Below are 17,759 nucleotides of genomic sequence, written 5' to 3'. Positions count from 1 at the left end.
CGAGGGCGACCGACCGGGGAGGGCACAGGCGTGGAGCGGTGGTGGCAGTACCTCACACCGGGGCCTGCCCAACTCTCCACCGGCCTGGCCTGCCTGGGCGTCGGCATGCAGAGCGGCCGACTGCCCATGGTCGGGCCGCGCGCCCTGGAGCACTGGGTGGCCGTGGTGGTGACCAGCGGCCGGGGCTGGTTCGCGGGTCCCGACGGCGTACGGCAGCCGGTGAGAGCCCCGGCCGTGCTCTGGCTGCGCCCCGGCGTGACCCACCACTACGCGCCGGACGAGGGCGGGTGGGCCGAGTCCTTCGTCGACTTCACCGGCAGCGGTACCGTCGGATACGCCGAACTCGGCCTGCTGCCCGGCGTCCCGGTCACCCCGCTGACCGGTGCGGAGGCGGCCCAGCGTGTGATCGGCCGGATCGCCGCCGCCTGCCGGCGCGGCGGTCCGCTGGTCGGTGCCGAGGCCACGGCCGGGGTGCACGAACTGCTGGTCGAACTGCGCCGCCACCGGGCCGACCTGGACCTGGACGGCGAACCGGTCCTCGAAGTACTGCGCCGGGACGCCTGCCTGCCGCTGTCCATCGCCCAGCACGCCCGCCGGGCCGGGCTGACCGTGGCCGAGCTGCGGCGCGCGGTACGGGCGGTCGGCGCGGTCGGGCCGAAGGAGTACCTGCTGACCGTCCGGCTGAACGAGGCCAAGGAGCTGCTGGCCGCCGGCGAACTGCCGGTCGCGGCGGTGGCCCGCCGGGTCGGGTACGAGGATCCGGCGTACTTCACCCGGCTCTTCACCCGCCGGGTCGGCCTGCCGCCTTCGGCGTTCAGGGCCCAGCAGTACCGGGGCGAGGACCCCGGCGAGCCGTACGGGCCGGAACGGGGGAGTGCCGAAGCCCGCAGAGCCACCCGGTAACCTCGATGACCGTGGACCCCAAGACTCGAATGCGAATCGTCTCCGGCGCGCTGGTACTGCTGCTCGCAGTGGTGATCGTCAGCTCCCTGGTGGGCAAGTAACCCGAAGAGCCCCCCAGTGGCAGGGGTGCCCCTTACAGGTTCGCCCCTGCCCCTTGAGGGGCTCCGGTGCAGCTGAGGGTCAGAGCTTCTCGACCACGTAGTCGATGCAGGTGGTGAGGGCCTGGACGTCGGCCGGGTCGATCGCCGGGAACATCGCGATGCGCAGCTGGTTGCGGCCCAGCTTGCGGTACGGCTCGGTGTCCACGATCCCGTTGGCACGCAGTGCCTTGGCGACCGCGGCGGCGTCGACCGACTCGTCGAAGTCGATGGTGCCGACCACCTGCGAGCGCTCCTCCGGCTTGGCCACGAAGGGCTGCGCGAAGGCGGACTTCTCGGCCCAGGTGTAGAGGATCGAGGAGGACTCGGCGGTCCTGGCCACGGCCCAGTCCAGGCCGCCCTGGCTGTTCAGCCACTCCAGCTGGTCGGCCAGCAGGAAGAGGGTGGACAGCGACGGGGTGTTGTAGGTCTGGTCCTTCGAGGAGTTGTCGATCGCCGTCGGCAGGTCGAAGAACGGCGGGATGTACCGGCCGGAGGCGGCGATCTCGGCGGCACGCTCCAGGGCGGCCGGGGAGAAGGCCGCCAGCCACAGCCCGCCCTCGGAGGCGAAGGACTTCTGCGGGGCGAAGTAGTAGACGTCGGTCTCGGTGATGTCGACCGGCAGACCGCCGGCGCCCGAGGTGGCGTCGACCAGGACCAGCGAGCCCTCGTCCGCACCCGCCGGGCGGCGGATCGGCATGGCGACACCGGTGGAGGTCTCGTTGTGGGTGAGCGCGTACACGTCCACGCCCGCCTCGGCGACCGGCTGCGGGTGGGTGCCGGGCGCGGTCTTGATCACGGTGGGCTCGGCCAGCCACGGGGCGGCCTTCACCGAGGAGGCGAACTTGGAGGAGAACTCGCCGAAGTCGAGGTGCTGGGACTTCTCGCGTACGAGCCCGAAGGCCGCGATGTCCCAGAACGCGGTGGAGCCGCCGTTGCCGAGCACGACCCGGTAACCCTCGGGGAGGGAGAACAGGCTGCTCACGCCTTCGCGGACACGCTTGACCAGGTTCTTGACCGGGGCCTGGCGGTGCGAAGTGCCCAGCAGCGAGGTTCCGGTGGCGGCGAGGGCACTCAGGGCCTCGGGGCGCACCTTGGACGGGCCGCAGCCGAAACGGCCGTCAGCGGGCAGACTGTCAGCGGGGATCTGGATCTGAGCCACGGGCGCAGCCTACTGCCCTGGTCTATACGGGAGATATGGCAGTCCGCCCGCTGAGATGCGATCTTTACCGTGCGGGTGGGCCCGGAGCGCAACGCCGAGCCCACCCCAAAGAGTGATGGTGCGTCAGTGCGCGATGCTGTCCCAGCCCTCGATCTCCTGCGGGCTGCGCGGGCCGGGGCCGATGTAGCGCGCGGAGGGGCGCACGAGGCGTCCGGTCCGCTTCTGCTCCAGGATGTGCGCCGACCAGCCCGCGGTGCGCGCACAGGTGAACATCGAGGTGAACATGTGCGCCGGGACCTCGGCGAAGTCGAGCATGATCGCGGCCCAGAACTCCACGTTGGTGGCGAGCACCCGGTCGGGGCGGCGGTTGTGCAGCTCCTCCAGCGCGGCCTTCTCCAGCGCCTCGGCGATCTCGAAGCGCGGTGCGCCGAGCTCCTTGGCGGTACGGCGCAGCACCCGGGCGCGCGGGTCCTCGGCGCGGTAGACGCGGTGGCCGAAGCCCATCAGGCGCTCGCCCTTGTCCAGTGCCTGCTTGACGTAGCCGGCGGCGTCGCCGGTGCGCTCGATCTCCTCGATCATGCCCAGCACGCGCGAGGGCGCACCGCCGTGCAGCGGGCCCGACATCGCGCCGACGGCGCCCGACAGGGCCGCTGCCACATCCGCGCCGGTGGAGGCGATCACGCGGGCGGTGAAGGTGGAGGCGTTCATGCCGTGCTCGGCGGCCGAGGTCCAGTACGCATCCACGGCCTTGACGTGCTTCGGGTCCGGCTCGCCCCGCCAGCGGATCATGAACCGCTCGACCACCGTCTCGGCCTTGTCGATCTCGCGCTGCGGCACCATCGGCAGGCCCTGGCCGCGCGCGGACTGCGCCACGTACGAGAGCGCCATGACGGCCGCGCGGGCGAGGTCGTCGCGGGCCTGCTCGGCGGAGATGTCGAGCAGCGGCTTGAGGCCCCAGACCGGGGCGAGCATGGCGAGCGCGGACTGCACGTCGACCCGGATGTCGCCGGAGTGCACCGGGATCGGGAACGGCTCGGCGGCGGGCAGGCCCGGGTTGAACTTGCCGTCCACCAGCAGGCCCCAGACATGCCCGAACGACACATGGCCGACCAGGTCGTCGATGTCCACGCCTCGGTAGCGCAGCGCGCCCCCTTCACGGTCGGGCTCGGCGATCTCGCTCTCGAAGGCGACTACTCCCTCAAGCCCGGGTACGAAATCGGACATCAGACGGCTCCTTCAGTGATCCGGTCCGACGGACGCCAAGGTGGGGCGGTTCCGCCGGGTGACCGTTGGTGGTTGGCACTCGGTGCCAGACTGGCAGGCACGGAGTGCATTGCGCCATACACCACCACGGTGATGTTTCCCCTGGGGCCACATCCAACCCGCATCCGGGTCCGACAGCGGCGGCGGACATTCCGGGGAGCACCGGATAATTCCGGACGTACTCCCTGTGCGGTGACTGGCGAGGCGGTGGCGTGACACCTTATCTCCCACCCGGGTTTGCCCGGACGTAGCGGTGCCCGACGCTTGTCGTACGGGATGATGTTGGCGTGCCTACCGCGGAACGCCACCCGACATCGCTGACCACGCCGACCGAGGACCGGCCGGGTCCGGACCTGACCGTGATGCGCAAGCATTACCAGCACGAGGGCCTGGTCGAGGAGCAGCTCGCAGCCGACCCGGTCACCCAGTTCACCCGCTGGTTCCACGAGGCCGACGAGGCCGGGGTGGTCGAGCCCAACGCGATGGTGCTCTCCACCGCCGACGCCGAGGGCCGGCCGAGCTCGCGGACGGTCCTGCTCAAGGGGTACGACCGGCGCGGCTTCGTGTTCTTCACCAACTACGGTTCGCAGAAGGGCAGCGAACTGTCCGTCAACCCCTGTGCGGCGCTGCTCTTTCCCTGGATCGCGATCGCCCGCCAGGTGCAGGTGGCCGGGCGGGTGGAGAAGGTGGGCCGGGACGAGACGGCGGCCTACTTCCGTACCAGGCCCCACGGTTCGCAGCTCGGCGCCTGGGCGAGCGAGCAGTCCAGCCCGGTGAGCAGCCGCGAGGTGCTGGAGCAGCGCTACGCCGAGCTGGAGCGCCGCTATCCGGAGGGCGAGGGGGTGCCCGTCCCGCCGTTCTGGGGCGGCTACCGTGTGGTCCCCGAGGTGGTTGAGTTCTGGCAGGGCCGGGAGAACCGGCTGCACGACCGGCTGCGGTACGTCGCGGAGGGTGACGGCTGGCGGGTCGAGCGTCTCTGTCCGTGACCGGACGCCGTGGTGACTGGTCTACGCCGACTGCAGTAGTGGTGGGTCCGCCGAAGCGATGGAATGCCCGCCGAGACGGTGTGTCTCCAGGCCGGTCGGCCTATGCTCGGCGCGACGGCTCGCGCGCGCATTAGCGGATGCCGTCAGTAGCAGTAACGACATTCGGCCAACTTACTGAAATCATCCACTCGAACGGATTAATTGCGGGGAAACGGCAGGCGCCTCTCGGGATACTCGCAGTCGGGTGGACCAGGGCGAGGGGAGTGCTTCTGCGTTTGACCCAACCCTCACCGTTCCACTCGCAGAAACGAGACATCTCATGGTCGCCGCACTCGTCACCGGGCCAGCTGACCGCGAAGCAGTCGAGGAGCCGGCCCCACGGGCCTCCCTCGCCTCGCTCGCCGCTCTGGGCACCGACAGGCTCACCGCCGATCTGCACCGGGTACTGCCCGGCGGTGATTCGGGCCAGCTCGCTGTGGCGGCCTTCAACTCCTCGATCTGACAGGTCAGATACGGCCGGCAGACGCTGATGTCCCCGTCTTTGGTCCCGTTCTCGCAGTTCGTCCTCAAAGTGCACAGTCGGTGCGATCTTGCCTGTGATCACTGCTATGTGTACGAACACGCCGACACCAGCTGGCGCGGAAAACCCCGTGCCGTCTCGGAGCGGGTGCTGGCCAAGGCGGCCGAACGGATTGCCGAACACGCCAGGGTGCACCGGCTGCCGGCCGTCCATGTCGTCCTGCACGGCGGCGAACCCCTGCTGGCCGGACCCGCCCTGCTGCGGCGCGCGGCCGAGGAACTCCGTCGCGCGCTCCCGCCCGGCTGCGCCCTCGATCTGCGGATCCACACCAACGGTGTGCTGCTCAGCCGGGCCTTCTGCGAGCTCTTCGCCGAACTGGAGATCAAGGTCGGCGTCTCGCTCGACGGCGACCGGGTCGCCAACGACCGCCACCGCCGCTTCGCCGACGGCCGCAGCAGCCACGCCAAGGTCCTCGCCGCGATCGAGCTGCTCCGGCTCCCCGAGTACCGGCACCTCTACGCCGGGCTGCTCTGCACCATCGACATCGAGAACGATCCGGTCGCCGTCTATGACGCACTGGTCGCCCTCGAACCGCCCCGGATCGACTTCCTCCTCCCGCACGCCACCTGGGACCAGCCCCCGAAGCGGCCGCACGGCGCGGGGCAGGTGCCCTACGGAGATTGGCTGATGGCCGTCTACGACCGCTGGACGGACCACGGCCGTCCCGTCCCGGTGCGCACCTTCGACTCCGTCCACCGCACCCTGCGCGGGCAGTCCAGCCTCACCGAGTCGCTCGGACTCGACCCGGCCGACCTGGTCGTGATCGAGACCGATGGCACCCTGGAGCAGGCGGACAGCCTCAAGACCGCCTACGACGGCGCACCGGCCACCGGTTTCGATCTCTTCGCCCACACCCTGGACGAGGTCGCCGCCCACCCGGGCATGGTCGAGCGCCAGTCCGGCCTGGCCGGACTGGGCGAGGAGTGCCGGTCCTGTCCCGTGGTCCGCTCCTGCGGCGGTGGGCTGTACGCGCACCGTTACCGCAGCGGCCGCGGCTTCGCCAACCCCTCCGTCTTCTGCGGGGACTTGATGAAACTGATCACCACCATCCGCGACCGGGTGGTCACCCGCGCCGCCGTTCCCGCCCAGGCCGCGCGCCCCGAACCGATGCTCACCGAGCGCCAGTTGGACGAGCTGGCCAGAGGCCACGCCGACGCGACGACGGTGTCCGCACTGGCCACCGCCCAACTGGGCGTCACCAGACGCCTGCTGGCCGCCCTCGCCACCGAGCCCGCCGAACCCTGGTCGCTGCTCACCGAGCTGGACGCCCGCGCTCCCGAAGCGCTGGACGCGGTCCTCGGCCACCCCTATGTACGGGCCTGGGCGGTGCGCTGTCTACAGGGCGAGCCCGGCGCCGACCTCGGCTCGCTCGCCGAGATCGCGGCGGCCGCCGCGCTGCGGGCCGGCCTGGACTTCGAGTTGCCGGTGCCCGTCCGCGGCGGCGCGGTCCACCTGCCGACGCTCGGCCGGGTGCTGACCGTCGGTGCGGGCCAGGCCGAACTGCGCGGCAACGCCGACGGGTTCACCGTCCGCGGGGTGCGCGTCGGCTGGGACTCGGCGGAGAGCGAGTGCTGGCAGCCCGTCCGCAGGCTCGCCCTGCCCGGTGGCTGGACGGTCGCCCTGGAGGACACCGACCCGCAGCGCGACAGGCACCAGTGGCCGGTCGAGGACCGCCTGTCCGAGGCCGAGCTGCTGCGCTGGACGGGCTCCTTGCGCGAAGCCTGGGAGCTGATCCTGCGCGATCTGCCCGGCCATGCCCCCGGGCTGCGGGTGGGTCTCGGCACCATCACCCCGCTGCGTCCGGCCCCGGCCGGGCGGGACGTCAGTGCGGCGGCCCGGCAGGCGTTCGGCGCCGTCGGTATCGCAAGGCCCGTCACCGCGCCGACCCTGGCACTGTTGATCGCGCACGAGTTCCAGCACGTCAAGCTGGGTGCGGTGCTGGATTTCCACGATCTGTACGACCCGGCGGACGAGCGTGGCTACTACGCCCCGTGGCGGCCCGACCCGCGCCCGCTGGAGGGGCTGCTGCAAGGGACGTACGCACACCTGGCGGTCACCGAGTACTGGGCGACGCGGGTCCGGGCGTACGACGGGTTGCCGGGCGAGCCTGCCGAGCACGCGCGGGTGGAGCTGGCGACCTGGCGGGCGCACACGGCGCAGGCGCTGGAGACGCTGGCGGGCTCGGGTGCGCTGACGGCGCTCGGGGCGCGCTTCGTCGAAGGGATGCACGCCGGGCTCGCGCCCTGGCTGGAGTTGTCCGTAGGGGCGCAGGCGGAGAGCGCCGCGCGCCGGGCGGCGGAGCAGAACCTCGCCGAGTGGCGCGCCCGCTCCACCCTGGCCGGTTCCTGACCCGTCGCTCCAAGGGGGAGCCCGCGATGCACGGTGTCGATCGGCTGGAGGCGGATCTCGGCCGCCTGGGCGTTCAGCGGGGCGAGACGCTGCTGGTGCAGTCCTCGCTCCGCTCGATCGGGCCGATGGCGGACGGCGCCCGGACTCTCTTGGAGGCGCTGCTACGGGTGCTCGGCCCCGACGGCACGCTGGTCGTCTACACGGCGACGCCCGAGAACTCCAACACCTCCCGGCTGGCGCTGGCCCCCACCGACGGTATGACGCCCGAGCAGCGGCAGGCGTACTGGGACACCCGGCCGCCGTTCGACCGCTCCCGTACGCCCACATCGAAGATTCTCGGCCACTTCTCCGAGCTGGTCCGCCGTCAGCCGGAAGCGGTGCGCAGCAGCCATCCGCAGACCTCCTTCACCGCACTCGGCCACGGGGCCAGGGACTTGATGCGCCGTCATCGCTGGGCCGAGCACCTGGGCGTGCACTCGCCGGTGCAGAGGCTGCACGACCGGGGTGCCCGCGCTCTTCTGATCGGCGTCCCCGTCTGGTGCTGCACCGCCTTCCACCTGGCCGAATACCGGCAACAGGACCCGCCGATGCAGCGTTACGGCTGTGTGGTCACCGACCGCCGGGGGCAGCGTCGATGGGTGCACTTCGAGGCCGTCCACCTCAGGGACGAGCATTTCGAGCCGATGGCCTCCGCGCTGGAAGCGGGCATGCCGAGCCTGCTCGCGGGTACTCTCGGTGATGCGGACTGCTACCTGCTGAGGATCACTGAGGGGGTTGACGTGGCCGACAAGTTCCTTCGTGATCACCACATTTGACGCGAGCACGCATGAACGGCCGGTGTTGCCCTATTCCATTGGGGAAGCCGAGGTTCCTAGACTGAAGGCCCTCTGTGAGGGAACGACATATCTGGGAACCGGACGTAGTACCGGCTACGTCCGGTGCGGTACACCACCATCACACACCGGACGGTCTCGGGGGAGGCGCGTGTGTACGACGACCCTGGGGGTTGGGACGAGGACGCGGCGCGGCCGTACTTCTTCCTCAGCTATGCGCACACTCCGCGTGCGGGTACCAGAGGAGCGGGAGACCCCAACCACTGGGTGAGCAAGCTGTACGAGGATCTGTGCGAGGCAGTGCTCCAGCTCACCGACCTGCCGGAGGGTGCACCGGTCGGCTTCATGGACCAGTCCATGCACCAGGGGCAGTTGTGGGCCAAACGACTCTCCCAGGAACTGGCCGCCTGCCGGGTCTTCGTCCCGCTCTACTCCCCGCGGTACTTCAACAGCCTGGCCTGCGGCCAGGAGTGGTACTCCTTCACCCAGCGCCCGGTCTATCCGGAGCGCGCGACCTCGGAGCGGACCAGTGGAATCGTTCCGGTGCTCTGGGTGGCCATGGGCAACTACCAGCTGCCCGAGGTGGCCAGCCAACTCCAGTTCAACCACAGCAGTTTCGGCCCCGACTACGCGGCCGAGGGCCTGTACGCGCTGATGAAACTGAGCTACTTCCGCACCTCCTACGAGCTGGCCGTGCACCGGCTGGCCAAGCGGATCGTGGACGTGGCCGAGGAGACGGTGATCCCGGTCGGGCGCCCGCTCGACTTCCAGGCCCAGCCGAGCGCCTTCAAGGCCCTTGCACCCACCAAGCAGCTGCGGATCTCGGTCTTCTCCTACCGGCAGTCGGAGCTTCCCGAGGGCCGCAACCCCGACTACTACGGTCCGCGCCGGCTCGACTGGCATCCCTACCAGCCGCAGTCCTCAAGGCCGTTGGCCGATCACGCGATGCGCCTCGCCAAGCAGCTGGGATTCCACCCGAGCCTCCATGAGTTCGACGAGGAAGTCGAGGAGATCCTCTCCAACGGGGAGCCGGCCGCGCCCGGCCTGGTCCTGCTGGACCGCTGGGCGCTGCGGGACGAGGAACGGCGGGAAATCGTCGCCCGATTCGATCGGACCAACCCGCCCTGGGTGAGCGTGCTGGAACCGTGGAACACCTCGGATGCGGACTGTGTCGAGCAGGACCGTCCGCTGTCCGAACTGAGTGCCAGAACACTGAAGTTCAAACGCCGTGAGGCAAAGCCGAGTTTCCAGGAGGACGCCGCCGGACTGGCCACCCTGGAGGACTTCGAGGACGCACTGCCCCGGGCCGCGATGCGGGCCAAGTACGCCTTCGAGGACCGTTCCAGGGGCGGCCAGAGCAGGCCGGGCGCGCCGAAGCCCAGTCTGCGGGAGGCCTTCGGCGGGGAGCCCAGACCGTGGCGGCCCGGAGCGGGGCGCGGCGAGCCGGGCGGTCAGGAGGCAGCCCGTGACGAGGAGGGCGGTCCTCCCCCGGGGACCGGTCTCGGGGGAGGAGAAGCATGACCGAGAACCCGACCAGGAACCTCCGGCTGCGCGCCCAGAGCGCCACCGTGCCGGAGGCCGAACCACAGGCCAACGAGGACCGGCAGGGCCGGATCATCACCTTCTACTCGTACAAGGGCGGCACCGGCCGCACCATGGCCCTGGCCAACACGGCCTGGATCCTGGCCGCCAACGGGTTTCGGGTGCTCACCGTCGACTGGGACCTGGAGGCACCGGGCCTGGCCCGGTTCTTCCACCCCTTCCTCGACCCGGCCGCCCTCGCCGGGACGACCGGGATGATGGACCTGATCACCGAGTACCGCGAGGAGGCACTGCGCGAGGTCGACCACGCCCCCGGCTGGCACGAGGACTTCGCCCGGGTCCACCCGCACGCCCTCTCGCTCTCCTGGCCCGGCTTCCCGCCCGGCGGCAGCCTGGACTTCCTCTCGGCCGGGCAGCCGAACCGGGACTACTCCGAGACGGTCGGCCGGCTCGACTGGGACCTGTTCTACGAGCGGTTCGACGGCGGGCAGTTCTTCGACGCGCTGCGCCGCGACATGAGCCGGCGCTACGACTACGTGCTGATCGACAGCCGTACCGGGCTCTCCGACATCGCCGAGATCTGCACCGTGCAGATGCCCGACGAACTGGTGGTGTGCTTCACCCTCAGCGACCAGAGCATCGAGGGCGCCTCCAAGATCGCCCAGCACATCAACGAGCGCTACCGGGAGCGCGGTATCCGCATCCTGCCGGTGCCGATGCGGATCGACGAGGGCGAGAAGGAGAAAGCCGACGCCGGGCGGGCGCTGGCCAGGCTGCGCTTCGGCGGCCTGCCCGAGGGCCTGGCCGACGAGGAACTCGCCCAGTACTGGGGCTCGGTGGAGGTCCCGTACCGGCCGTTCTACGCCTACGAGGAGATTCTGGCCACCTTCGGCGACCAGGTCGGCACGCCCACCTCGATGCTGGCCGCCTGCGAGCGGATCACCTCGGTGATCACCAAGGGCCGGGTCACCGGACTGCCCCCGCTGGACGAGGAGGTACGGCTGCGCTTCGTGGACGCCTACACCCGGCGCCGCCCGACCGTTCCGGCCGACCTGTACCTCTCCTATGTGCCCGAGGACCGGATGTGGGCGGACTGGATCGCCGCCGTGCTGGAGAATGCCGGATTCCGGGTGGTGCCCAGGGACTTGGGGGCGGGCGCGGACTCGCGCTCGGAGACCGAGCGGGGCATCGACGCCGCGTTCCGGACGGTCGCGGTGTTCTCCGCCGCCTATCTGCGCTCGCCGCAGGCCAGGGCCCTGTGGGACTCGATGGCCGGATTCGACCCGGCGGGGACGCGCCGCCAGCTGGTCCCGGTCCGGGTCAGCGACGTCCGGCTCGCCGCGCCCTTCAACAGCCGCAACCCGGTCGACCTGGTCGGCCGGGACGAGGACCAGGCCGCCACCATCCTGCTGCGCGCGCTCGGGCGGGGCGACACCGCGCTCGCCGAGAGCACCGGAGCCGTCCCGCGCTTCCCAGGCACCAAGCCCTCGTACTGGTCCGTCCCACAGCGCAACCCCTCCTTCACCGGGCGCACCAAGGTCCTCGACGAGCTGCGCGACCAGCTGGTCGGCGGGCCGACGGTGGTGCTGCCCACCCCGCAGACGCTCTACGGCCTCGGCGGCGTCGGCAAGACCCAGCTCGCGCTGGAGTACGCGCACCGCTACATGTCCCACTACGACCTGGTCTGGTGGATCGACGCCGAGCAGACCGAACTCGTCCCCACCACGCTCGCCGACCTCGCCAACCGGCTCGGCCTGCGGGTCGGCGACAGCGTCAACGAGGCCGCGGAGGCCGCTCGCGAGGCCCTGCGCCGCGGCACGCCGACGTCCCGCTGGCTGCTGATCTTCGACAATGCCGACGAACCCTCCGAGATCCGCCGCTACTTCCCCGGCGGCTCCGGGCACATCCTGGTGACCTCGCGCAACCAGGCGTGGTCGGGCCAGGCCGGGGTGCTGGGCGTCGACGTCTTCACCCGCGGCGAGAGCATCGAGCACCTGACCCGCCGTACCCGCGGACTGTCGCGGCAGGACGCCGACCGGGTCGCCGACGCCGTCGGCGACCTGCCGCTGGCGGTCGAGGTCGCCGCAGCCTGGCTGGACACCACCCGCACCCCGGTCGACACCTATGTCGCCCAGCTGCACGCCGAGGCCACCAAGGCCCTCGCCGTCGGTCGCCCGGTCGACTACCCCAGCCAGGTCGGCGCCACCTGGAACGTGTCCATCGCCCGGCTGCGCGAGCAGTCCCCGGCCGCGGTGAGGCTGTTGCAGCTCTGTGCGTTCTTCGCGCCCGAGCCGATCTCGATGGACCTCTTCTACAGCGACCAGATGATCCGCGCCCTGGTCCGCTACGACGAGGACCTCAGCGACACCTTCATGCTCGGCAAGGTGATCCAGGCGGTCGGCCGGTACGCGCTGGCCAAGGTGGACGCCGCCAGCAACAGCTTCCAGGTGCACCGTCTGGTGCAGGCCGTGGTCCGCTCCGAGATGAACGAGGACGAGCGGGTGAACGCGATGCACGAGGTGCACCGCATCCTGGTCGGCGCCCGCCCGGTCCTCGGCGACACCGACAACCCTGCCAACTGGCCGCGCTTCGAGAAGATCTGGCCGCACCTGACGCCCTCCCGCGCGCAGGACTGCGACGAGCGCGAGACCCGCGAACTGCTCATCGACCGCGTCCGCTACCTCTGGAAGCGCACCGACCTCGACCGGGCCCGGGCCCTGGCCGAGCAGCTGGACAGCACCTGGGTCGAGCGGCTGGCCGGGGAGGTCGACGACCTCGAACGGCGCAACCTGCGCCGCCAGATCCTCAGCCTCAACTTCCAGCTCGCCAACGTCCTGCGCTCACAGGGGAACTACTCCGACGCACTGCAACTGGACGAGTCCACCCTGGCCGGACAGCGGGAGCTGCTCGGCGAGCACAACCCGTACACCCTGATGACGGCCGGATCGCTCGGCGCCGACCTGCGCGCACTCGGCAGGTTCCAGGACGCCCTCGACCTCGACCTCGAAACCTACAGCCAGTTCCGGGAGTTGTTCGGCGACGAGAACGCCCGAACGCTCTCCATCGCCAACAACCTGGCCATCGACTACCGCCTGGTCGGCGACAGCGAGGCCGCCCGCGACCTCGACCAGGAGACCTTCGACCGCCGACTCGCCGTGCTGGGGCCGAGGCACCCGTACACCCTCTCCAGCAAGTCCAACCTCGCCCGCGACCTGCGCGAGGTCGGCGACTACAAGGGCTCGATCGAACTCCTGCGGGAGGTCACCGAGGAACTCGCCGACATCCTCCAGCCCGACCTGCCGGAGAACCTGCGCAACGCCAAGTCCCTTGCGGTGTCGCTGCGTCGGGAAGGCCATCTGCGCGAGGCCAGGCAGCTCACCATGCAGACCTACGAGCGCTACCTCGACCGCTACGGCGCCGAGGCGGCCGACACCCTGGCCTGCGCACTCAACCTGGCGGCCGACCACAGCGCCTCCGGTGACAAGGAGGCCGCCCGCGATCTCGCCACCACCGTCTTCGAGGGCCACCGACGGCTGTTCGGCGACGAACACCCGTTCACCCTGGCCTGCGAGAACAACCTCGGCATCTACCTGCGCGGCAGCGGCGAGGTCGAGGAGGCGATCCGGCGCGGCCGGCACACCGTCGCCGGTCTTGAGCGGGTCCTCGGCCCCGACCACCCGTTCACCCTCAACGCGATGATCAACCTGGCCAACGGCTTTGGCGAGGACGGGCAGCTCGGCAAGGCCGAGGAGCTGGAACGCAGCGCCTACGCGGGCCTGTGCAACCGGTACAGCCCCACCCATCCGGACGCCATCGCCTGCGAGGCCAACCTCGCCGTCACCCTGCGCAAGGCGGGCCGCCTCTCCCAGGCGACCGAACTGCGCGACCACGCGGTGGCCGAACTGATCCGGCTCTTCGGCGAGGAACACCCCAACACCGTCTCCGCCCGCGGCTGGAAGCGCATCAACCGCGACCTGGAACCCCAACCGGTCTAAGCCCGGACGGCAACGGGCAACTGTTCGGGGGCGCGGGGCTCTGCTTGATCAACTGCGTGCGCGAAAACGGAAGGCAGACCCTTCGGGGCAAGGGGGAGCAGATCAGGGAGGGCCGGCCGCTGCACGACCCCGATCCGTGCTGGATGCCTGGGTGTGTAGGTCCTCGGAACTGTGGTGGCCGCGCGCGTCTGGGCCGGGCGGCTGGAGCCAGTGGCGGAACTGGACGGGGAGCTGCGGCGCCGGGTGCGGGCACTGCCGACCCGGCCCTCTCTCGGCGTACGGCACCGCCCTGCACGGGCGCGCCGTGGCGGGCCTTGCCGTCGGCGACCCTTCCGCGGTGCGGTTGCTCGCGCCGGCCGAACGGCTGCGGGTGCTGCGGGAGTTCCAGCCGACGATGTCGGCGGAGCGCGCCCGGCATGGCGGCCGGGAACGCCGACGGGGCGGCGTATGCCGACGCGGTGTCGGAGTACGCCGCCCTGGGGCGGGTCGAGTTGCGGGAGGGGGTCCGCGCTGTCATGGCGGTTACTTCAGGTCGCGGTTGAACTTCGAGGTCGACCAGAAGTAGCCGAGCACCGCGAGACCCAGACACCAGGCGATGGCGAGCCACCCGTTGTGGCCGATCTCGCTGCCGAGCAGCAGGCCCCGCAGGGTTTCGATGGCGGGCGTGAACGGCTGGTATTCGGCGATCGGTTGGAACCAGCCGGGCATGGAGTGGATCGGGGTGAAGGCGCTAGAGAGGAGCGGCAGCAGGATCAGCGGCATGGCGTTGTTGCTGGCGGCCTCGGCGTTCGGACTGATCAGGCCCATGCCGACCGCGATCCAGGTGAGGGCCGTGGCGAAGAGCACGAGCAGCCCGAACGCCGCCAGCCAGTCCAGGGCGGTTGCGTGCGTGGACCGGAAGCCGATGGCCACGGCGACGGCGCCGACGAGGACCACGCTCGTGATCGATTGCAGCACGCTGCCGACGACGTGCCCGACGAGCACCGAGGGGCGGTGGATCGCCATGGTGCGGAAGCGGGCGATGATGCCCTCGGTCATGTCGTTGGAGACGGACACCGCGGTTCCGATCACGGTGCTGCCGATGGTCATCAGCAGCAGACCGGGGACGACATACGCGATGTATGCGGAGCGGCCCGCTCCGCCGCCGATGCCGGCACTCATCGTGTTGCCGAAGATGTAGACGAAGAGCAGCAGCAGCATGATCGGGGTGAGCAGCAGGTTCAGGGTGAGGGACGGGTAGCGCCGCGCGTGCAGGAGGTTGCGGCGCAGCATCGTGGACGAGTCGCGCAGGGCGAGGGTCAGGGAGCTCATCGGACAGCCTCCTTGGACTGGCTGGACTGGCTGGACTGGCTGGACTGGCTGGGCAGGCCGGGCTGGGGGTCGGTGCCGGTCAGGGCGAAGAACACGTCGTCGAGGTCGGGGGTGTGTACGGTCAGCTCGTCGGCCTGGATGCCGGCGGAGTCCAGCCGGTCGAGGACGGAGCGCAGGTCGCGCTGGCTGCCGTCGCTGGGGATCTGCAGCGCCAGCGCCTGGTCGTCCCGGGTGATGTCGCGCAGCGCGAGGGCGGCGGACTGGTAGGCGTCCGGGTCGGTGAAGCGGACCCGGACGTGCCCGCCCGGGATGAGCCGCTTCAGCTCCTCGGCGGTGCCCTCGGCGGCGATCTTGCCGTCGTTGAGCATGGCGATACGGTCGGCGAGCTCGTCGGCCTCGTCCAGGTACTGGGTGGTGAGGAAGACGGTGACGCCGCCCGTGACAAGTTCGCGGATGATCTGCCACATGTTGTGCCGGGAACGGGGGTCCAGGCCGGTGGTCGGCTCGTCGAGGAAGATGATCCGCGGGTTGCCGACCAGGGTCATGGCGATGTCGAGACGGCGCTTCATGCCGCCGGAGTAGGTGGAGGCGGGCTTCTTCGCGGCCTCGACCAGGTCGAAGCGCTCCAGCAGTTCGGCGGCGACCCGCCGTCCCTCGCGCCTGGACAGGTGGTGCAGGTCCGCCATGAGGAGCATGTTCTCCTCGCCGGTGATCAACCCGTCGACGGCGGAGAACTGCCCGGTGACGCCGATCGCGGCACGCACCGCCTGCGGGTCGGTGGCCAGGTCGTGGCCGCCGATGTGGATGTCGCCGGTGCCCGGGGCGGCGGAGATGAGGGTGGAGAGGATCTTGACGGCGGTGGTCTTGCCGGCGCCGTTCGGGCCGAGCAGGGAGAAGACCGTTCCTTCGGGGACGGCCAGGTCGACGCCGTCGAGCACGACCTTGTCGCCGTAGGACTTGCGCAGCCCGTTCGCCGCGATGGCCAGGTTCGTCACGATGGGTGCTCCTTTAGAGGCTGCGGGCGGTGATGTCGCCGTGGGAGGTGGTGGCGCGGATGTCGAGTTCGGCGGTGCCGTCGTTCTTGAGGGCGTTGCTGATGCGGCCGTAGCCGGTGCCGGCGTCCAGGGCGGCCGAGACGCCGGCGGCGGCGCCGACCGAAATGTCGCCGGACTGGGTGTGGAGCACGACCGTGCCGCGCACGGCCTCGGTGATCCGGATGTCGCCCCTTGCGGTGCTGATCTCCGCGGGGCCGTTGAGCCGGCCGACCTCGACGTCGCCGTCGACCGCAGTGAGGCGGACGCTCGCCGCCTCGTCGATCTTGATCTGCCGGTACGCGCCTTCGAAGGCGACGTCGCCAAGGCGGCCGACGCCGCGGAGCTCGGAGCTGGCGGCCTTGGCCTCGATGCTCGAGCCGGCGGGCAGCTGGACGGTGATCTCCAGGGACCCGGAGGGGCCGAACAGCTGGTTCTTGGGGCCGGTTGTGTGGATCCGCAGGACGCCGTCGGCGTAGGCGACGGTGGTCTGCTCGGCGGCCTGGACGTCGCGGCCCTTGGAGGGGTTGGCGGGCAGGACCTCGACGGTGGTGTCGGCCCGGTCGGCGGCGATGACCTGGATGCGCCCGGCGGGGATGTCCAGGACGGCGGAGATCGCGGCGGGGGTGTCGAACTTCTGCATCATGCTCTCCTCGAGCTCGCTCGTTGTTTCTGATGCCGGAAACGCTATGTTGCGTTCGAGGATCGCGCAACATGTTCGTTGCGAACAATCTGCATTAGCGCAGGTAGAAGTCCAGATTTCATTGCAACGGGTGTAAATCTAACGCAATGGCAGGCGCCCTGATCGTTGCATTGGACTGCGAGCGAACGCTACACTGGCGGCACCAGGGAAGTACGAAGGGAGATCACGATGCCGGGAGGCAGACTCACCCAGCAGGAACGTCAGCAGATCGCGCTGGGAATGGCCGACGGCCTCGCCTACGCGGAGATCGCCCGACGTCTCGACCGTCCCACCTCGACGATCACGCGTGAGGTGATGCGCAACGGCGGCCCCACCGCCTACCGCGCCGACCTGGCCCACCGCGCCACCGAACGCCGCACCCACCGGCGCAGGCAGACCGCGCCCCGCGGGCAGGGGGCGCCGACGCAGGGCCACGGGCGCGACGACGAGGCCGTGCGCGAGTACGAGGAGACGTTCACCACCCTCTTCATGCAACAGGGCCTGCCCAAGATGACATCCCGGGTGCTGACCTGCCTCTTCACCACCGACGCGGGCAGCCTCACCGCAGCCGAACTCGTCCAGCGCCTCCAGGTCAGCCCCGCCTCCGTCTCCAAAGCGATCGCGGCCCTCGAAAGCCTGGGCCTCGTCCGACGGGAACGCGACGAACGCCGCCGCGAGCGCTACGTCGTCGACGACGACATCTGGTACCAGTCGACGATCGCCAGTGCCCGCGGAGTCGCCCAGGTCGCCGAGACCGCGCGGCAGGGCGTCACCATCCTCGGCGTCGGCACCCCGGCCGCCGCCCGCCTGGAGAACATCGCCCGCTTCAGCGACTTCATCAGCGAGAGCATCCTCCGCGCCGCGGAGCAGGTCCGCGAAGTCCTCTACACGAAGCCCGGAACGACCCCAGGTGACACCACCACGCCAGGTTCGGATCGCGGATAGACAGCCGTCTTGACGGTCACAGCCGGCGGTGACCACGCCG

Annotated in this window: 13 protein-coding genes; 8 read left to right on the top strand and 5 right to left on the bottom strand. The window is 70.5% G+C overall.

From position 1 onward, the window contains the following. Positions 1 to 30 precede the first annotated feature (30 nt). Positions 31 to 903 (top strand): AraC family transcriptional regulator, encoded by an 873-nt coding sequence (locus tag P3T39_RS15780; protein WP_280698228.1) that lies wholly within the window; start codon positions 31 to 33, stop codon positions 901 to 903. A gap of 180 nt (positions 904 to 1,083) precedes the next feature. On the opposite strand, the gene serC is transcribed toward P3T39_RS15780, so the two are convergent. Continuing rightward, complete coding sequence (gene serC, locus P3T39_RS15775) at positions 1,084 to 2,202, bottom strand: phosphoserine transaminase (RefSeq protein ID WP_280698226.1); 1,119 nt, start codon at positions 2,200 to 2,202, stop codon at positions 1,084 to 1,086. A gap of 123 nt (positions 2,203 to 2,325) precedes the next feature. Then, a complete protein-coding gene (locus tag P3T39_RS15770) occupies positions 2,326 to 3,426 on the bottom strand; it encodes a citrate synthase 2 (RefSeq protein ID WP_280698224.1) in 1,101 nt (366 codons plus the stop codon). 401 nt (positions 3,427 to 3,827) lie between these two features. Here P3T39_RS15770 and pdxH point away from each other — a divergent pair, with 401 nt between their 5' ends. The 6 genes from pdxH (at position 3,828) to fxsT (ending at position 13,750) form a co-directional block, all read left to right on the top strand. Continuing rightward, positions 3,828 to 4,451: a pyridoxamine 5'-phosphate oxidase gene (gene pdxH, locus P3T39_RS15765; protein WP_280698377.1), complete on the top strand. Its 624-nt coding sequence runs from the start codon at positions 3,828 to 3,830 to the stop codon at positions 4,449 to 4,451. Between the two features lie 319 nt (positions 4,452 to 4,770). Beyond that, positions 4,771 to 4,953, top strand: a complete 183-nt coding sequence (gene fxsA / locus P3T39_RS15760) for an FxSxx-COOH cyclophane-containing RiPP peptide (protein WP_280698222.1) — start codon at positions 4,771 to 4,773, stop codon at positions 4,951 to 4,953. 27 nt (positions 4,954 to 4,980) lie between these two features. Further along, positions 4,981 to 7,380 carry an FxsB family cyclophane-forming radical SAM/SPASM peptide maturase gene (locus P3T39_RS15755; RefSeq protein ID WP_280698220.1) on the top strand — a complete coding sequence of 800 codons (2,400 nt, stop codon included), beginning with the start codon at positions 4,981 to 4,983 and terminating at the stop codon, positions 7,378 to 7,380. Positions 7,381 to 7,406: 26 nt separating this feature from the next. After that, on the top strand, positions 7,407 to 8,195 hold the full coding sequence (locus tag P3T39_RS15750; protein ID WP_280698218.1) for an AAC(3) family N-acetyltransferase: 789 nt from the start codon (positions 7,407 to 7,409) through the stop codon (positions 8,193 to 8,195). 171 nt (positions 8,196 to 8,366) lie between these two features. Next, entirely contained in the window at positions 8,367 to 9,734 is a 1,368-nt protein-coding gene (locus P3T39_RS15745; protein WP_280698217.1) for a TIR-like protein FxsC, read from the top strand. Next, the gene (gene fxsT / locus P3T39_RS15740; RefSeq protein WP_280698215.1) at positions 9,731 to 13,750 is read left to right on the top strand and encodes an FxSxx-COOH system tetratricopeptide repeat protein; all 4,020 of its coding nucleotides are present in this window, start codon (positions 9,731 to 9,733) and stop codon (positions 13,748 to 13,750) included. Before P3T39_RS15745 ends, fxsT begins: the two co-directional genes overlap by 4 nt. Before the next feature lie 522 nt (positions 13,751 to 14,272). On the opposite strand, the gene P3T39_RS15730 is transcribed toward fxsT, so the two are convergent. Genes P3T39_RS15730 through P3T39_RS15720 form a run of 3 tightly spaced genes read right to left on the bottom strand, consistent with a single transcriptional unit; the run spans position 14,273 to position 16,735 of the window. Next, on the bottom strand, positions 14,273 to 15,061 hold the full coding sequence (locus tag P3T39_RS15730) for an ABC transporter permease (protein ID WP_280698212.1): 789 nt from the start codon (positions 15,059 to 15,061) through the stop codon (positions 14,273 to 14,275). After that, complete coding sequence (locus P3T39_RS15725) at positions 15,058 to 16,056, bottom strand: ATP-binding cassette domain-containing protein (protein WP_280698211.1); 999 nt, start codon at positions 16,054 to 16,056, stop codon at positions 15,058 to 15,060. Before P3T39_RS15725 ends, P3T39_RS15730 begins: the two co-directional genes overlap by 4 nt. Positions 16,057 to 16,069: 13 nt before the next feature. Next, positions 16,070 to 16,735, bottom strand: a complete 666-nt coding sequence (locus tag P3T39_RS15720) for a DUF4097 family beta strand repeat-containing protein (RefSeq protein WP_280698376.1) — start codon at positions 16,733 to 16,735, stop codon at positions 16,070 to 16,072. 228 nt (positions 16,736 to 16,963) lie between these two features. On the opposite strand from P3T39_RS15720, the gene P3T39_RS15715 reads away from it, so the two are divergent. Next, positions 16,964 to 17,719, top strand: a complete 756-nt coding sequence (locus tag P3T39_RS15715; RefSeq protein ID WP_280698209.1) for a helix-turn-helix domain-containing protein — start codon at positions 16,964 to 16,966, stop codon at positions 17,717 to 17,719. The last annotated feature ends 40 nt before the right edge of the window (positions 17,720 to 17,759 follow it).

The sequence above is a fragment of the Kitasatospora sp. GP82 genome, from assembly GCF_029892105.1.
In the GTDB taxonomy this organism is placed as follows: Bacteria; Actinomycetota; Actinomycetes; order Streptomycetales; family Streptomycetaceae; genus Kitasatospora.
Note: the sequence above shows the minus strand (reverse complement) of the source record. Positions and strands in the feature narration are given on the sequence as shown.

Coding starts and splice junctions, on each gene's coding strand:
- P3T39_RS15770 (WP_280698224.1), bottom strand. CDS start 3,426: ATGTCCGATTTCGTACCCGGGCTTGAGGGAGTAGTCGCCTTCGAGAGC.
- P3T39_RS15720 (WP_280698376.1), bottom strand. CDS start 16,735: ATGCAGAAGTTCGACACCCCCGCCGCGATCTCCGCCGTCCTGGACATC.
- fxsA (WP_280698222.1), top strand. CDS start 4,771: ATGGTCGCCGCACTCGTCACCGGGCCAGCTGACCGCGAAGCAGTCGAG.
- P3T39_RS15750 (WP_280698218.1), top strand. CDS start 7,407: ATGCACGGTGTCGATCGGCTGGAGGCGGATCTCGGCCGCCTGGGCGTT.
- fxsT (WP_280698215.1), top strand. CDS start 9,731: ATGACCGAGAACCCGACCAGGAACCTCCGGCTGCGCGCCCAGAGCGCC.
- P3T39_RS15730 (WP_280698212.1), bottom strand. CDS start 15,061: ATGAGCTCCCTGACCCTCGCCCTGCGCGACTCGTCCACGATGCTGCGC.
- pdxH (WP_280698377.1), top strand. CDS start 3,828: ATGCGCAAGCATTACCAGCACGAGGGCCTGGTCGAGGAGCAGCTCGCA.
- P3T39_RS15715 (WP_280698209.1), top strand. CDS start 16,964: ATGCCGGGAGGCAGACTCACCCAGCAGGAACGTCAGCAGATCGCGCTG.
- P3T39_RS15755 (WP_280698220.1), top strand. CDS start 4,981: ATGTCCCCGTCTTTGGTCCCGTTCTCGCAGTTCGTCCTCAAAGTGCAC.